The organism is Pseudoneobacillus rhizosphaerae (assembly GCF_917563885.1).
Classification (GTDB): Bacteria; Bacillota; Bacilli; order Bacillales; family Cytobacillaceae; genus Pseudoneobacillus; species Pseudoneobacillus rhizosphaerae.
Window position 1 is genome coordinate 12,669 of the sequence record NZ_CAKJTG010000030.1, and the last position, 15,405, is coordinate 28,073.

Annotated in this window: 18 protein-coding genes; 11 read left to right on the plus strand and 7 right to left on the minus strand. The window is 34.1% G+C overall.

Annotated elements, in window-relative coordinates; translation table 11 throughout:
- Positions 1 to 690: a 5-oxoprolinase subunit PxpB gene (pxpB, locus tag LRP83_RS19695; RefSeq protein ID WP_230498433.1), complete on the minus strand. Its 690-nt coding sequence runs from the start codon at positions 688 to 690 to the stop codon at positions 1 to 3.
- Between the two features lie 155 nt (positions 691 to 845).
- Between pxpB and mnmH the strand changes: the two genes are divergently transcribed.
- Entirely contained in the window at positions 846 to 1,916 is a 1,071-nt protein-coding gene (gene mnmH / locus LRP83_RS19700) for a tRNA 2-selenouridine(34) synthase MnmH (protein WP_230498434.1), read from the plus strand.
- A gap of 74 nt (positions 1,917 to 1,990) precedes the next feature.
- On the opposite strand, the gene LRP83_RS19705 is transcribed toward mnmH, so the two are convergent.
- A complete protein-coding gene (locus LRP83_RS19705) occupies positions 1,991 to 2,131 on the minus strand; it encodes a sporulation histidine kinase inhibitor Sda (RefSeq protein WP_230498436.1) in 141 nt (46 codons plus the stop codon).
- Positions 2,132 to 2,435: 304 nt separating this feature from the next.
- Between LRP83_RS19705 and LRP83_RS19710 the strand changes: the two genes are divergently transcribed.
- The 9 genes from LRP83_RS19710 (at position 2,436) to LRP83_RS19750 (ending at position 7,154) form a co-directional block, all read left to right on the plus strand.
- Entirely contained in the window at positions 2,436 to 2,585 is a 150-nt protein-coding gene (locus LRP83_RS19710; protein WP_230498437.1) for a hypothetical protein, read from the plus strand.
- Between the two features lie 84 nt (positions 2,586 to 2,669).
- Positions 2,670 to 3,539 carry a gamma-glutamylcyclotransferase family protein gene (locus LRP83_RS19715; RefSeq protein WP_230498438.1) on the plus strand — a complete coding sequence of 290 codons (870 nt, stop codon included), beginning with the start codon at positions 2,670 to 2,672 and terminating at the stop codon, positions 3,537 to 3,539.
- 102 nt (positions 3,540 to 3,641) lie between these two features.
- On the plus strand, positions 3,642 to 4,088 hold the full coding sequence (locus LRP83_RS19720; RefSeq protein ID WP_230498439.1) for a VOC family protein: 447 nt from the start codon (positions 3,642 to 3,644) through the stop codon (positions 4,086 to 4,088).
- 96 nt (positions 4,089 to 4,184) lie between these two features.
- A complete protein-coding gene (locus tag LRP83_RS19725; protein WP_230498440.1) occupies positions 4,185 to 4,421 on the plus strand; it encodes a hypothetical protein in 237 nt (78 codons plus the stop codon).
- A gap of 45 nt (positions 4,422 to 4,466) precedes the next feature.
- A complete protein-coding gene (locus LRP83_RS19730; RefSeq protein ID WP_230498442.1) occupies positions 4,467 to 4,670 on the plus strand; it encodes a DUF6501 family protein in 204 nt (67 codons plus the stop codon).
- A gap of 136 nt (positions 4,671 to 4,806) precedes the next feature.
- Positions 4,807 to 5,652, plus strand: coding sequence for an MBL fold metallo-hydrolase (locus LRP83_RS19735; RefSeq protein ID WP_435531374.1), 846 nt, complete (start codon positions 4,807 to 4,809; stop codon positions 5,650 to 5,652).
- 134 nt (positions 5,653 to 5,786) lie between these two features.
- Complete coding sequence (locus LRP83_RS19740) at positions 5,787 to 6,380, plus strand: GNAT family N-acetyltransferase (RefSeq protein ID WP_230498443.1); 594 nt, start codon at positions 5,787 to 5,789, stop codon at positions 6,378 to 6,380.
- 46 nt (positions 6,381 to 6,426) lie between these two features.
- Positions 6,427 to 6,816, plus strand: coding sequence for a fluoride efflux transporter CrcB (crcB, locus tag LRP83_RS19745; protein WP_230498444.1), 390 nt, complete (start codon positions 6,427 to 6,429; stop codon positions 6,814 to 6,816).
- Positions 6,813 to 7,154, plus strand: a complete 342-nt coding sequence (locus tag LRP83_RS19750; RefSeq protein ID WP_230498445.1) for a fluoride efflux transporter FluC — start codon at positions 6,813 to 6,815, stop codon at positions 7,152 to 7,154. The genes crcB and LRP83_RS19750 overlap by 4 nt, the downstream gene beginning before the upstream one ends.
- A 34-nt stretch (positions 7,155 to 7,188) precedes the next feature.
- On the opposite strand, the gene yidC is transcribed toward LRP83_RS19750, so the two are convergent.
- From yidC to LRP83_RS19775, 5 genes are all read right to left on the minus strand, one after another.
- Positions 7,189 to 7,956, minus strand: coding sequence for a membrane protein insertase YidC (gene yidC / locus LRP83_RS19755; RefSeq protein WP_230498446.1), 768 nt, complete (start codon positions 7,954 to 7,956; stop codon positions 7,189 to 7,191).
- A 616-nt stretch (positions 7,957 to 8,572) separates the two neighbouring features.
- Positions 8,573 to 9,658, minus strand: a complete 1,086-nt coding sequence (locus LRP83_RS19760; RefSeq protein ID WP_230498447.1) for a hypothetical protein — start codon at positions 9,656 to 9,658, stop codon at positions 8,573 to 8,575.
- An 83-nt stretch (positions 9,659 to 9,741) separates the two neighbouring features.
- Positions 9,742 to 10,485: a pyruvate formate-lyase-activating protein gene (gene pflA / locus LRP83_RS19765; protein ID WP_230498448.1), complete on the minus strand. Its 744-nt coding sequence runs from the start codon at positions 10,483 to 10,485 to the stop codon at positions 9,742 to 9,744.
- Between the two features lie 78 nt (positions 10,486 to 10,563).
- Complete coding sequence (pflB, locus tag LRP83_RS19770; RefSeq protein ID WP_230498472.1) at positions 10,564 to 12,789, minus strand: formate C-acetyltransferase; 2,226 nt, start codon at positions 12,787 to 12,789, stop codon at positions 10,564 to 10,566.
- 355 nt (positions 12,790 to 13,144) lie between these two features.
- Complete coding sequence (locus tag LRP83_RS19775) at positions 13,145 to 13,597, minus strand: cupredoxin domain-containing protein (RefSeq protein ID WP_230498450.1); 453 nt, start codon at positions 13,595 to 13,597, stop codon at positions 13,145 to 13,147.
- 170 nt (positions 13,598 to 13,767) lie between these two features.
- On the opposite strand from LRP83_RS19775, the gene LRP83_RS19780 reads away from it, so the two are divergent.
- Positions 13,768 to 15,231, plus strand: coding sequence for a response regulator transcription factor (locus tag LRP83_RS19780; RefSeq protein WP_230498451.1), 1,464 nt, complete (start codon positions 13,768 to 13,770; stop codon positions 15,229 to 15,231).
- The last annotated feature ends 174 nt before the right edge of the window (positions 15,232 to 15,405 follow it).

Genomic DNA, 15,405 nt, shown 5'->3' on the forward strand with positions numbered 1-15,405 from the left:
TTACTCCTTCCAAAGGTAGAAATCCTTTTGTGAAATGGGGTGAAACTTTACCTTATCCCCTGCTTTTAAAAGGGTAGGAGACTCATTCTTTATATTTATATTGAATAGTTTGATAGGTGTACGTCCAATAATTTGCCAGCCGCCTGGTGAATCTAACGAATAGATACCTGTTTGTTTACCAGCAATCCCAACCGATCCTTGATGCACCTTCAATCTAGGAACCGTTTTTCTTGGGAAATGTAGTTTCTCATTTAGCCCTTCAAGAAAAGGAAATCCTGGTGAAAAACCAATAAACCTGACATCATAAATGACACTAGAATGTATATGAATCGCCTCCTCGACAGTTAGATTATTGCTATTTGCCAATTCCTCTAAATCTGGTGCGAATTCAATTTCATAGCAAACAGGGATTTCAATAAATCTGTTGTTAAAAACGGATGTTGTATCGTTTTCCTTTAAAATATTTTCCAAATGTCCTTTTACTTTTTCAAATGGAAAGGATCCATTTACAATAAAAGGATCATAATAGACAGTTAATGTGTGATAAGCTGGAACAAGCTCTCGAAGCCCCCAAAATGGGAAACTTTCAATTTGATTGATGGCATTCTGCACTTTTATATTTTGATTTTTGTGTCCAAAATGGATAAGAACAGCATCTTCGCTAAGTGGGTGGATAATAAAATCCTGCAATTGCTTTCCTCTTTTCAGATATATATGTATAAATTAAAGATAACAAATAATTGAGATAATGGTAATCACAAATGTGAAAAATACTTCCATTTCATTTCATTCCATACTTGTATAAAATAGAAGAATATAATTTGTAAGGTAAAGAGGCGAAATTCATGTTGAAAGAAATAACGATTGAAGAATTTCTTAAATTAGATAAGGCGATTGCTGTGGATGTTCGATCACCAATCGAATTTGCAGATGGAGCCATACCTGGAGCTATTAACCTGCCTCTATTTTCGAATAAGGAACGTGCCGAAATCGGTACTATATATAAAAAATTAGGGCAGGAAGCTGCAAAATGGAAAGCGATGAAGATTGTTTCACCCAAAATCCCTACTATAATGACTGAATTAAAGCTTCTTATTGATAGTGGATATGTTCCTGTCATTAATTGTTGGCGTGGAGGAATGAGAAGTAAATCAGTCTGTACCTTTATGGAGTTCTCTGGATTGCAATCAATAAGATTGACTGGAGGCTACAAAGCCTATCGTCAATATACCTTAAATAGAATCAGTGAAATGCTGCCCGAAAAAGCAATCGTAATTCATGGAAAAACGGGAGTAGGAAAAACAGAAGTCCTACATCAACTTAAGGAAAAAGGCTACCCTATTTTAGATTTAGAAGCAATTGCCGGTCACCGTGGATCCATTTTTGGTGCGATGGGTTTAGGGGAAGGACATACTCAAAAAACGTTTGATGCATTGTTATATACCGGACTTTCAGAAATTAGGGATTTCCCATATTTTATTATGGAAGCTGAAAGTAAACGAATCGGGCGAGTCGTTCAACCGGAGGAGCTATTAGAGAAAAAAGAAAGTGGTCATCATCTTTACTTGGATGCTTCCATAAACAGAAGGGTAGCGCATATTGTGGCTGAATATGTAGTTCCCTACTCAACTGAGCCTTGGTTTAAAGAAAAGGTAGAGAATGGGCTTACTATGATTGTAAAAAGAATAAAGAACATTCAAATACAAAACGAAATAAATTTATGCTACTCAGAAGAAAATTGGTATGATCTCATTAAAATCCTTTTAGAGGATTACTATGATCCGCGCTATGACTTCAAACGTTCTGAATATGTGGAAAGTGTTGAAACAATTGATGCTGAAAATATTGAAGGTGCAGTAGCGGAGATAGAAGGTTATCTTTTGTCGATGAATTTTCAGGTGAAACAAACTGTCTAAGCCGGATATTTTAGATGAAATGTTTAGATATAAACAAGAGAAACCGCTGTTCAATTCAAACAGCGGTTTCTTTACTATTTCTTCTTTTTAAACGGTTTTAATCCACGTTTTGTAATTTCTGCTTTTAAGATCCTTACCACCGATTCTTGTTCCTTACCAGATTTCAATGCATCCCGATACGAAAACACTAATTGCTCGTTACTTAAAATTTTCACTTGCAAACCTCCTCGGATAGGATTTAAAATATTCAGTTTTTTATATTGTAATGGTTAATTTGTGGTTTGAGAACCCCTAAAGATAAATTTTTTTTGAAATATATATGAACAAACACCACCTCTAAGAGAACAAGCTATAAATGTAATCATTCTTTCTAGTTCTCAATCTTAAGATTGAGATGTAAAGATTTATTTTCGTCCTTAAGCAGGAGAATAAATCAATCGCTCTACCAATGTTATCCAACTGTATTTTTCATAAAATGAAAGTACAAAGAAGATATCATTGAAAAGGGAGCGATACACCATGTATGAACATTTTTATGTATTAGAGGAATTACAAAAGCAGAGAGCAGCAGAAATTAAGAGAGAGGTAAAGGCTATGAAGGTGAATAATAAAAAACTCATTCAATCCTTTCTACCGACATTTAAACAAAATAAATCACCTTTTGAATAATAAAAGGAGGCAGACTTTCTGTCTTCTTTTCTTTTATTATTCATTACCAAAGTGTTATTCTAATAAAAAAGTGGGAGGTAGCTAATGGAAAATGCCTTGGTTTTTGTATATGGTACACTTCGAAAGCATCAACGAAATCATTACTTATTGAAGGATTCAAAACAAATTTCAGAACAAGCTTGGACATATGGAGAACTGTTTGATACTGGGAATGGATATCCTATGATGAAAAAATCAAATAGTGAAAAAGTATTTGGCGAATTATATGAAGTAAATCAAAAACAACTTGCTCTTCTTGATGAATTAGAGGGATATAAGGTTGGTCGAAACGATAATCTGTATGAACGAGATATTCAAACCATTTATACTGATAATGGTGAAAGTAGTGCATATCTCTATTTGTCAGAAAGAGCATGTGCTACAGCTATAGCTTCAGGTGATTGGAAAATCTATCAGCTTCTAAAGCAAAAGCCTGAGAAAGTGCTTTATTTTGCATACGGTTCCTGTATGGATGTGGAGCGATTTCATAAAGCGAACGTTGGTCACTTTTTTGAGACAGTTATCGGTGCAGCAACACTTGAAAACTATTCAATGAAATATTTATATGCTGCTTCTGACGGAGGACGAGGGGATATAATTGAAGATAGTGGGATAACAGAAGGAATTCTTTATGAAACTCCATTTGAGGCTGTTAATTATTTATTCAAACGCGAAGGATATTTAATAGGAATGTATCGTGCAACTTTTGTTGACGTACAAATAAATGATAAAGTCTATAAAGATGTTTTGACGTTTCATGTGTATGATAAAAAAGAAGAATTGGCACCACCAGAACATTATGCAATTGAAATTTTAAGAGGATCACGGAATCGTGTGAGTGATGCTTATTATAAAAAACTTGTTAAACAATTAAGAGAATTGAATGTGTCTTTTGAACTTACTGATTGGGAATAAATCTCATTCAAAAGTCTTAGTGAAAGTTCAGTCGACTTTAGGATTTTTTCTAGTTTAGAATGATATATTCTAAAACTATAAAAGTCGAAGGGATGATAATTGATGAATTTATTCGAAGCTCATTTAAATACAGGTAATTTAGAGGAAGCTATTCAATTTTACGAAAATCTAGGTCTTAAGATGGTCCATAAAATAGAAGATAGAAGAGTAGCGTTTTTTCGTTTTGGAAAGGAACAAACGATGGATCAAATGTTAGGTATTTGGGAAACGAAAAAGCCTGTGATTCGAAAGCATATTGCTTTTGGTGTCAATTATGAAGAAATTTGTGATGCAATCGATTGGTTAAAGGATAGGGGTATTGAGGCTACTGAAGATTTTGGGTTAGCACCAATAGAGCCGCTAGTTCATACTTGGATGCCAGCAGCTTCTGTCTATTTTTTGGACCCTGACGGAAATTCTTTAGAATTTATCCATGCGTTAGATGGAAAGCCCCAGCCTGAACTTGGTGTCATATACTTAAGTGAATGGCAAAAGAACAATCATTTATAAAATAATCTTTAAGCCCGAAATCTAAGATGATGTTTAGAACAAGTAATGAATGTGGTAAGTAATCATTGCCATCATCTTAGAAAGAGGGTTGAATAGATGAATATTTTTTCAAGCTTTGACTATTATGAGGTGGATTATAACAATAATTTATTTAAGTATTTACATTACATTAGGATGGACACGATCTGTGAAGTAATCTATGTAACGATGAAAGATGTGTTAACAGGAGAGCTATTAACATTTGACCATTCGGGCATTAACTGGATTCGGAAAATGAATTTAACCTCAGCGATTGTTCCTTTACCCAATGAGGGTATTGCGCAAAACCAATAGCTTTCATTATACTAGAAAAAGGACAATTTTGAAGGAGGGGCATAAATGCTACATTTAATATGGCAAAACAAAGAAACCGTTAAAAAAGTAAAATGCATTCATACTGATGCAAAGAAATTCATTGTAAACAAAGCACTTACAGCTGGGAAAGAATATGAAGTTAAAAATGAAACAGAAGAATTTTACTTTATCATTGATAATTCAGGAAAAGTTGGCGGCTTTTATAAGGAATATTTTCAAGAAGCATAATTTTTAATATAACTATTTTTTCATTCAAGAAAGGATTCTCACTTCATTTCAAACTGAAGTGAGAATCCTTTTTGTTTTATGAAATCTAAATTTTGAGGAGATACTAAAGTATAAACCTTATTTAGGGGGATCTTAAGTGGATAATTCGTCGTCGTTAAACAGATTTGATGATGCTTTTTTGCCTATGACGTCCATTTCTAGTGGGTTAGGCCAGATGGTACTGCCAGATATTTATTGTTATTGCAATAAAATTGTCAATTTATGTTTTGTCGGAGATTCTGAAGACCAAGGCTGGGTATTAATAGACGCAGGAATGCCGCACTCTGCAAAAGAGATAATGAATGTCGCAAAAGAGCGTTTTGGTGAAGGGAAGGTACCGAAAGCCATCGTTTTAACGCATGGGCACTTTGATCATGTGGGTAGTATTGCAGATTTGTTAGAACATTGGAACGTTCCAGTTTATGCACATGAATTGGAAATTCCTTATATAACTGGTAAGGAAAATTACCCGCCTGGAGATCCTACTGTAGATGGTGGTATGGTGAGTGAACTGTCACCCATGTTTCCAAACCATGGTATTAACATTGAAAAGAATGTAAAGATGCTTCCTAAAGATGGCAGTATCCCAGAAATGCTGGATTGGAAATGGATACATACTCCTGGTCACACCCCAGGTCATATTTCTTTATTTCGGGAGCAAGATCGAGTTCTCATTGCAGGTGATGCTTTTGTCACTGTTAAACAAGAATCACTTTACAAAGTAATGGTTCAGAAGCAAGAGATAAGTGGACCACCCAAATACTTTACAACAGATTGGAAAAAAGCAAATGAGTCAGTAAAGATTTTAGAAGCTTTAAAGCCTGAAGTAGCCATTACAGGCCATGGCTTTTCGATGACAGGCGAAGAATTATCAGAGCAATTAAGTCTGTTAGTTCGTGATTTTGAAAAAATTGCCATACCTGAAAATGGCCGATATGTATAACATTGAAAACCCACCAAACATTAAATGGTGGGTTTTGAATTGATTGTAATTAGTTTCTCAATAATTTTATGGTAATTTGTTAGATTCTAAGATATATATACAGTAGAAGAGATTAAAGTAAGGAGAGTGTTCATATGAAACTATGGGATCAGCTTTTTGAATTAGTAGGAAATTCGGTAAAATTAATCCCAATGGAGGAACACCATATTGATGATCTTTGGGAAGCAGCTAAACCAGAAGAAATTTGGAATTTCACTACTAGTAAGGTGAAAAGTTTAGAGGCGATGCAGAAAATGGTATTAAGTGCACTAGATGAAAGAGAGAAAGGAATATCTTATCCGTTCGTTGTAGTTGAATTACAAAGTAATCGTATTGTCGGGAGTACTCGATTTTTAGATGTTTTACCATTACATAAAACCGCTGAAATTGGCTGGACTTGGTATAACCCAAGTGTTTGGAGGACAGTTGTTAATTCCGAATGTAAATATTTAATGCTACAGCATGCTTTTGAAAATTGGAATTTAAACAGAGTTCAATTAAAGACGGATTCACGTAATCTTCGATCACAAAAAGCGATAGAACGTATCGGTGCAAGGAAAGAAGGCGTTTTACGAAAAGAACGGATAATTGAAGATGGTTATATAAGGGATACGGTATATTACAGTATTATAAAAGAAGAATGGCTAGGAGTTAAGAAAGAACTTTTAAGTAAATTACAACAGAGTTGATGGAATGGTATGTATTTGTGAATAAGAAAGTTTTGAGGTGTTGGATATGGTATATCTTTATGTGGGGATTGGTGGGGCGATAGGAAGTATTTTAAGATATCTTGTATCTAGTTTATCACTACCCACCTTTAATCATTTTCCGATGGGGACATTATTTGTCAACTTGCTAGGGGCTTTTGTACTCGGTTGGTTTGTGGCCAGGATTGCACCGCTTCAATCGATTAGCAAAGAAGTTAAAGCAGGGATTTCAACGGGAATAATCGGTTCCTTCACTACCTTTTCCACCCTAAGTGTTGAAGTCATACAATTATTTCAGGACTCACTTTATTTATGGTTATTTCTTTATTTATCCATAAGTGTTGTAGGTGGATTGATTTTAACAGCAATTGGATTTTCAATTGGTCAAGGTAAGACTGTTGGGATGGAGGATATATGATAATTCTATATATAGGTTTGGGTGGACTTGTTGGAGCAATTTTGAGATATGCCATTTCCAAAAAAATAAATAAAAGTCTTCCTTATGGCACTCTTTTCGTCAATATATTCGGATCATTTTTATTAGGCTATCTTTTTTATCAAGGAATATCAGAAAATGTGTATGCCTTTTTAGGTATTGGATTTTGTGGAGCGTTTACCACCTTTTCAACTTTTAAGCTTGAAGCATTTCAACTAATCAAGTCTAAAGGAAAGATTGTAAGTTTTACATATCTACTAATGAGCTATTTATTTGGCATCGGTTTTGCGTTTCTTGGTTATCTATTTGCAAATCAATAAAAAAATGCCGAAGCATAGGCTCGGCATTTTTCTTTTATTGCTTTAGTGGTAGGGAGGCTTCAGTTTTAACTGAAGGATACATTTTTCTACCAAGTATCGTTTGAAGGATTAAAAAGATCCCACCAACAGTCCAATATAAAGGTAATGCAGCTGGTGCCTGAAAAGAAAAGACAACAATCATAATCGGTGATAAAAGCCCCATGAATTTCATTTGTTGTTGCTGTTGAACAGGCATGTTAGCTTGAGATACTTTAAATTGGAAAAAATAGCTAATTCCCGCAATTAAAGTAATCGCAATATCAGGTTGACCTAAACTAAACCATAAAAACGAATGGCTAGCAATTTCTTCAGAACCTCGTATTGCGTAGTAAAACCCCATAAGAATAGGCATCTGTATTAACATCGGTAGGCAACCCATTGATAAAGGATTAACACCATGTTTTTGATATAAGCCAAACATTTCTTTTTGAATTTCTTGTTGTTTTGCTTTATCTTTTTCTGCCTTGATTCTTTTTTGAATCTCATCCATTTCAGGTTTTAAACGATCCATTTTTACTTTCATTTCCGCTTGGTTTTTATATTGCTTGAGCATTAGCGGTAAAAGGGCAAAGCGGACAGTCAGTGTTAATAATATAATCGCAATTCCAAAATTACCATTAAAAAGATTTGCAATAAAATGGATGGCCAATTCGAACGGATGAACTAAATATTGTTGAAAAAAGGATGGGTCATTCTCAGTCCCTTGTGAGCAACCTGTTAGGGTTAATAATAAAAGAAATGCTATTGTGATTAATTTTTTCATAAGTTTCCTATTTCCTCCTAATTTGTAATGATGAATTAGAGGGAAACGAAACTGTCTGTTTCATCTGTAGTCGCTTTTTTCCTTCGAACAATTTGAATAATCCAATTATATATTAGGTTAGATTGAGTGCTGAAATATTTTAATACAATGGTTGGAGAGTGGATGTTTTTTTCATTTTCATAGGTTAAAAATGAGCTGGATTCCCAGTACTCACAATTTAATGACCAAAAATATTTTAAGGCAAGACCTAAAATAATTCCCGTATAAATCGCATAAAGTGTATTAACTTCAGATAGTTCGACTAAGAATTCAAATATAGGTCTCACCTCAATTCATTTTTCCGAATGTATATAGTGTAATCTCGTTTGATAAATTACTCAATAGAATAATGTTTCCTTAAATGTAATACGGTTGGATACAAATAAAAGTTTCAAAATATCTAATCGGTATGTCTACTATTCTAGCATAATCCCAATTATAAAACGAATAAGTCAAGAATATCAAATTAGCTTGCTGTAATTGTGTCATAAATAAAAAATATATGTAGTTTTTGTTGCGGAAGCGATGAAAAATAGACTGAAAGCTTTGCTTTCAGTCTGAAATCCTTTAGATTAGTTTAATTTTCTTGTAAAGATTGGCTTATTGTTTGATAGAATCTCTCAGGTTCATCTACCGATAGGACAATACGATTTACTTTTTTCGTAAATCCATATAATAGATTAGCGGTTGATGTTTCTTTCAGGTATATATCAAACTTTGGTTTTTCTTGGATAAAATCATTTACTCGAGCATCAAATATATTCTCAAGTTCTTTATTGCTAAATTTTTCTGGTCCATTGTAATATTCTATTTTAGAAATATTTTTCAATGGGATATTTATTCGTTTCATAATCCCAATTTGAATAACTAATTTTTCATTTCTAATTTGTATCGGGGTAAGGCGGATGGCTTGAATCTCTGCGATAAACAAAAGTACTGTATAAACGTTTAAAAATAAAGTGATATAAGAGATAATCGGGTTGATCTTATGCAGTAAATAATGTATTCCAATTGTTTCAATAACAATCGCATGAATGAGCATAAGGTTAAGGGCAATAACACTTGTTTTTTTATGGTATGAAAATTGCTCCTTAATTACAGAAGTGTTTATTTTTTTTCGAAAAGAGAATAACGAATAATAATAGATTGAGCTTTCTGTTGTCCCGATTTTTTCAAATAAGGAATTTGGAAAAATAGATTTCAAAGCCATATTCATGTTCTCGATAAAATAATAGCCTTCTAAACTCCGATTTTTAAATTCCTTCATTAACTTCGGGAAGTATTTCAATATTTTATAAAATAAAAATAACTCAAACGTTAAAATCAAACCCTCCATAACGATAATAATCCAGGTCAGCTTATTATACGATTGAAGGTATTCCTGAGGAATGATGTAGTAGGCTGCTGCATAACCAGCTAGAAGAGGTATGCCGATAGTTTTAAACGAATATTTATTACGGATAATGAAGAAATAGGTCAAAATTGGAATAACTAAGATACAGTCGATTAAAGAAGCAATGACTATTTTTTCATCGAACGGTTGAAAGAATGAAAAATTGTAAATCATATAATTTGCCCCAAGAATCATAAAGATTATTACTAAGAAAATAGCCCATTTTGGGTTACCTTTTTCATAAATCACAGAAATCACCTCTATTTCCATTATATAGGATTTTAGTCCTAGAAAAAAGAAAAAAGTGCTACACTTTTTAGGTGTAGCACATAAGTAGGGGGAGTTAAAACATATTAAGAAGTAAATTGACACTTCTTAGATAACATATGCAGGGCGTTTGCCACTTGTGCATCACTTGGAGGTTCAATATCTTTTAATGCATACTCCAAACCAAGTGCCTCCCATTTATAAACTCCTAGCTTATGATAGGGAAGAACCTCAATCTTTTTTACATTTTTTAGTGTGGAAATAAATTCACCCATATTTTCTAAGTCTTCCATGTCATCCGTTCTGCTAGGGACTAGCACGTGTCGAATCCAAATAGGAACTTGATGATCAGAAAGATATTTTGCAAACTCTAAAATATGGTCATTTGGTAAACCAGTCAATTGAATATGCTTTTTTCGATCAATATGTTTTAAGTCGAGCAAAATAAGGTCTGTATACTGCATAAGTTCTGTTAACTGTTCTTGGAAGAGTTTTGCGTTTGAATAACATCCTCCAGAAGAATCAATGGCCGTATGAATCCCTTTCTTTTTACATTCCTTAAAAAGTTCAATCAAAAATGGAATTTGTAATAAAGGTTCTCCACCACTAACCGTAATTCCACCGCCTGAAGCTTGAAGAAAAGGGAGGTAAGAAGTTAAATCGTTCATGATTTCAGAAACAGACATTTGCTTACCAGTTCCTATTTCCCAAGTATCGGCATTATGACAAAACTGACAGCGTAACAGACAGCCTTGTGTAAAGACCACGTATCGAATTCCAGGACCGTCTACTGTACCCAAAGTCTCTATTGAATGAATGTTTCCCATCATAATGATTTATCTCCTTTCGTCAAGCGAAGCGAGGTCTCTAGAAAATAGGGGAGACCTCAAACCCCTTATTTTTAGTTATTATAATGAAGCATGGAATGTACGGTTAATAACGTCCATTTGTTGCTCGCGAGTTAATTTAATAAAGTTAACTGCATAACCAGATACTCGAATTGTTAATTGTGGATATAATTCAGGGTGTTCCATAGCATCCATTAATGTCTCACGGTTAAATACGTTTACGTTTAAATGGTGTCCTGATTTTATTGCATAACCATCAAGAATCGATACTAAATTGCGAATTTGATTTTCTTCTTCTTTCCCAAGAGCCTTCGGAACAATAGAGAAGGTATTGGATATACCATCCATTGCAGATTCATACGGAAGTTTTGCAACCGATGAAAGAGAAGCTAGTGTTCCTTTTGTGTCTCGACCATGCATTGGGTTTGCACCAGGAGCGAATGGTTCGCCAGCTCGACGGCCATCAGGTGTATTACCTGTTTTCTTACCATATACAACGTTTGATGTAATCGTTAAGATTGACATTGTATGAACTGAGTTACGATAAGTTACATGCTTCTTTAGTTTTTTCATAAATGTCTCAACAATTTCAACGGCAATACTGTCAACTCGGTCATCGTTATTGCCGTATTTTGGATAATCACCATTTGTTTCAAAATCGACTGCAATCCCGTTTTCATCTCGGATGACTTTTACTTCACCGAATTTAATTGCACTTAATGAGTCAGCTACAACACTTAATCCTGCAATTCCTGTCGCCATTGTTCGTACGATTTCGGAATCATGTAAAGCCATTTCAATACGTTCGTAGCTATATTTGTCATGCATGAAATGGATAACATTTAATGTATTAATGTAAAGCTCTGCTAACCATTCCATTGTTTGATCAAATTTTGACATTACTTCTTCATAATTTAAGATATCTGATGTAATAGGTGCAAAATCAGGTGCTACTTGAGTTTTAGCTTTCTCGTCAACGCCACCATTAATCGCATAAAGAAGGGCTTTTGCTAAATTTGCGCGTGCTCCGAAAAATTGCATTTGCTTTCCAATTTCCATGGCAGATACACAGCATGCAATTCCATAATCATCTCCATACTCTGGACGCATAATGTCATCATTCTCATATTGGATAGAGCTTGTTTTAATCGACATTTTTGCACAATATTTCTTAAAGTTCTCTGGAAGCTGAGGAGACCAAAGGACAGTTAAGTTAGGCTCCGGCGCTGGTCCAAGATTATCTAATGTGTGTAAGAAACGGAAAGAGCTCTTTGTTACTAATGGACGTCCATCTAAAGCCATACCACCGATTGATTCTGTAACCCACGTAGGGTCTCCACTAAATAATTCATTATAATCAGGTGTACGGGCAAATTTTACTAGACGAAGCTTCATTACAAAATGATCAACTAGTTCCTGAGCTTCAACCTCATTTAATGTACCATTTTCTAAGTCGCGCTCAATATAGATATCAAGGAAGGTAGAGACACGGCCAAGGCTCATAGCTGCCCCATTTTGCTCTTTAATAGCTGCTAGATACCCGAAATATAACCATTGGAATGCCTCTTTAGCATTGTTTGCTGGTAGAGAAATATCATACCCATATATATTTGCTAATTCTTTTAGTTCTATAAGTGCACGAATTTGCTCAGAAATTTCCTCGCGTAGACGCATTGTTGATTCTGTCATCGTTTTGCTAGTAGAGATAAGGTCGTTTTTCTTTTCCTGGATTAAGAAGTCTACACCATATAGGGCGACACGTCGATAATCACCAATGATACGACCACGACCATAAGCATCGGGTAGACCTGTAATGATTCCGACTTTTCTAGCTAGCATCATTTCGTCTGTATAGGCATCAAAAACACCTTGGTTATGAGTTTTACGGAAATCAGTAAAGATTTTTTCTATGTCCTCACTCATTTGGTAGCCATATGCTTCACAAGCTGCTTTAGCCATTCTAATCCCACCGTATGGCTGAAGGGAACGATTAAAAGGTTTATCCGTTTGAACACCAACTACTTTTTCAAGATCCTCATTTAAATATCCAGGACCATGCGAAGTAATGGTGGATACAGTTTCAGTATCCATATCTAATACTCCACCGTTGTCTCTTTCTTGTGTTGTTAACTCCATCACTTGATCCCAAAGTTTTCCTGTTGCAGCAGTTGCTGCTGCTAGAAAACTATCATCACCTTCGAAAGGTTTAAAGTTTTTTAAAATAAAATCACGTACATTCACATTTTTTGTCCAAGTTCCATTTTCAAATCCTAACCATTGTTTCATCATATATATCACCTCATAAAGTTTATATAACAGTTTGATGTATTTATCTTATAACCAATATAACAGACTATGAGTGATAAATATCGTACTGATTGTTAACATATTGTGAAAACAGGCTTATTTCACATTTTAGACAAAAACACTTGAGGTTTTTACTCGTTATTTGAGGTTGTTTGAAAAACTGTACTATAAAAAAGTGGGTAATTTTTAAAACTGTTATATAAATAGAAAAGGAGGAGAAAAATAGTGATTTTAGTGGTTTTGTCCTATCGGAATTGAGATATTAACACCGTTGTCACAGTGTTAAATGAGCAAAGAAAGAAACAGGAGCTCGAAACTCCTGTTCTACAAATGTTTAATCAACATTAATATAGGCAATCATTGGACCGTTATGATTTTTGTCTGGATGCGTCAAACAAATGAGGCGATACGTACCTTCTTTGTCAAATTGAAGAGGAATTACGGTTTCTTCTCCTTTTTTTACTGTTCCTTTAATGTCAGTTCCTTCAATGTAGAAAGGGTGTTCTGCTCCATTAACACCGTAAATGATGAGATTTACCCTTTCTTCTTTTTCTAGGAAGATTGAAGCTGGATCCCATCTATAGGCCTCAATAACTTTTCCGCTACTTGTTTTTGTTTTGAATTCACCTGTGACTAAATGAATGTCTCTGACATTGTTAGTAGTATTGGCATTGATAGCAGGAACGTCAGGTGACTTCATAAAGAACCATACAGATGCTGAGAGAACCGTTAAGCTTATGATGAAGAAAAGGATGATAGATCTCTTTCTAATTATTAATAATTCCACAGTTTCACCTCCATTCCATTTTTGTCCTATGTTTTGTACTTAAATAATGATTGTTGTCATGCTTGTCTAATAATATATATGCAAGGAGATAGGGGAGACTTGTCTGTTTTTTCAGAATTAATCTTTACAAATATTTTTGACAACTGAATAATAGAGGATGGAGGTGTGTGATGGTTCATATCCTAATTGCAAATCGTGAACGTTATGAAACGAATGGGATGGAATGGTTATTGAAATCAAGTGACCCCTCTATCAAAGTTGGACATGCTGTCAACGTTTCTGAATTACAGCATAAATTAGAGAGTTCACCAGTGGATATTCTCATTTTAGAAATTGAATTTTTTTCTCATGAAGACCAAGAGAAATTAATAAAGTGGATAAAGGTGTTAAACCCAAAAGTTATAGGTTTAACGATGGAACCGACTTTTGAAATTGCAATGAAAGCAATTGATTTAGGTGTGAAGAATCTGCTATTAAAGCCAGTATCTCCTGAACAATTACAACGAAATGTACAAACGCTAATTAGAGAGATAAAATCCAAAACGATGTTAAGTCCAATTGTTAAAAAGAATAATAAGCGAATTGAATTAAATCAGCTTTTTGATGACAAGGTCACTTCTGCAAAAGAGTATGTATTCCTTGGTTTTAAGACAGAGAACCGAGACAGTTTAAACAGGCTTTTTGGTTATTTAAAAGAATATTCCTTTCAAATGGAATGCGAATTTTTTACTTTATCTGATGTAATTATAGGTATTACTAAAAATAATAAAAAATCTTGGTACGAAGAAGGTCAACGATTTTTAAGAGATTGGCAAACAAATGATTCAGATTCTCTTTCCATCATCGTATTACTACCTTCTGAAAAAAATTGCACGATTCATGACCGATATCTTGAGACGAAAAAGATGTTGGAGGTTACCTTCTTTATTGGGTTTAACCAAGTGCTACAAACCTATGAAGGGTTTAATTGGAGAGTGATTGATCCATTTCTAACTTCTAGTGAACAAAAATTATGGATTGATTTCTTAAATCATTCTGATTTATCAGGAATTCGGGAATGGTTATACCGTGAATTCCTTCATTTTGAAATGCCATATCCAGACCCAGGTCTTATTCGGATTCGAATTACAAGTATTCTTGCGCAAATTAGAAGATATTTAAAAGAAAATACCATTTTCCTAGAATTAGAGAAGGACTATTTGAATTTATTTAACGAAGTTCTGTATTCAGCGATTGTTTATCGCAATATACAGGAGCTCATATTATTTACATCGAAAATCTTTAATCTAAAAGAGCAAATCCGAGATCAAAAGAAAGATTTAATTGAAAACTGTCTAGATTATATAAAATCACATTATTGGAACTCGCAATTGACATTAGAGGGGATTGCTACCGTTTTAAATCGTAACCCCGCATATCTCAGTAGTTTATTTGTTCAGAAAACGGGTAAAACATTCCGAGAAACTTTAAACGAAGAACGAATAATGAATGCAAAAAAGCTACTAAGAGAAACAGAAATGTCGATAAAAGAAATCTCAAGTATTAGTGGTTTTACACATCAGCAATATTTCGCAAGAGTATTCCGTCAGAAAACGAATCAAACACCAAATCAATATAGAGGCCAGAAATCCTAAAGTGGATTCTGGTCTCATTTACAATATCCAGCTCTCAGAATCTTCATGATGCGGGGGAAAACTAAAATAATTACCAAAAGCTATATTAAGTTTAAAAATCTGGTTAATTCATCTTAGTTATTTACTACAAATCTAAGAAAATCATAAAGAATTAAGTAAATTTATTCTATTATT

Bases quoted from the DNA above. Each gene is read 5' to 3' on its own strand.
- LRP83_RS19760 (WP_230498447.1), bottom strand. From the start codon at position 9,658: ATGGAAATAGAGGTGATTTCTGTGATTTATGAAAAAGGTAACCCAAAA.
- mnmH (WP_230498434.1), top strand. From the start codon at position 846: ATGTTGAAAGAAATAACGATTGAAGAATTTCTTAAATTAGATAAGGCG.
- LRP83_RS19715 (WP_230498438.1), top strand. From the start codon at position 2,670: ATGGAAAATGCCTTGGTTTTTGTATATGGTACACTTCGAAAGCATCAA.
- pflB (WP_230498472.1), bottom strand. From the start codon at position 12,789: ATGAAACAATGGTTAGGATTTGAAAATGGAACTTGGACAAAAAATGTG.
- LRP83_RS19740 (WP_230498443.1), top strand. From the start codon at position 5,787: ATGAAACTATGGGATCAGCTTTTTGAATTAGTAGGAAATTCGGTAAAA.
- LRP83_RS19780 (WP_230498451.1), top strand. From the start codon at position 13,768: ATGGTTCATATCCTAATTGCAAATCGTGAACGTTATGAAACGAATGGG.
- yidC (WP_230498446.1), bottom strand. From the start codon at position 7,956: ATGAAAAAATTAATCACAATAGCATTTCTTTTATTATTAACCCTAACA.
- LRP83_RS19710 (WP_230498437.1), top strand. From the start codon at position 2,436: ATGTATGAACATTTTTATGTATTAGAGGAATTACAAAAGCAGAGAGCA.
- crcB (WP_230498444.1), top strand. From the start codon at position 6,427: ATGGTATATCTTTATGTGGGGATTGGTGGGGCGATAGGAAGTATTTTA.
- LRP83_RS19725 (WP_230498440.1), top strand. From the start codon at position 4,185: ATGAATATTTTTTCAAGCTTTGACTATTATGAGGTGGATTATAACAAT.
- LRP83_RS19730 (WP_230498442.1), top strand. From the start codon at position 4,467: ATGCTACATTTAATATGGCAAAACAAAGAAACCGTTAAAAAAGTAAAA.
- LRP83_RS19720 (WP_230498439.1), top strand. From the start codon at position 3,642: ATGAATTTATTCGAAGCTCATTTAAATACAGGTAATTTAGAGGAAGCT.
- LRP83_RS19750 (WP_230498445.1), top strand. From the start codon at position 6,813: ATGATAATTCTATATATAGGTTTGGGTGGACTTGTTGGAGCAATTTTG.
- pflA (WP_230498448.1), bottom strand. From the start codon at position 10,485: ATGATGGGAAACATTCATTCAATAGAGACTTTGGGTACAGTAGACGGT.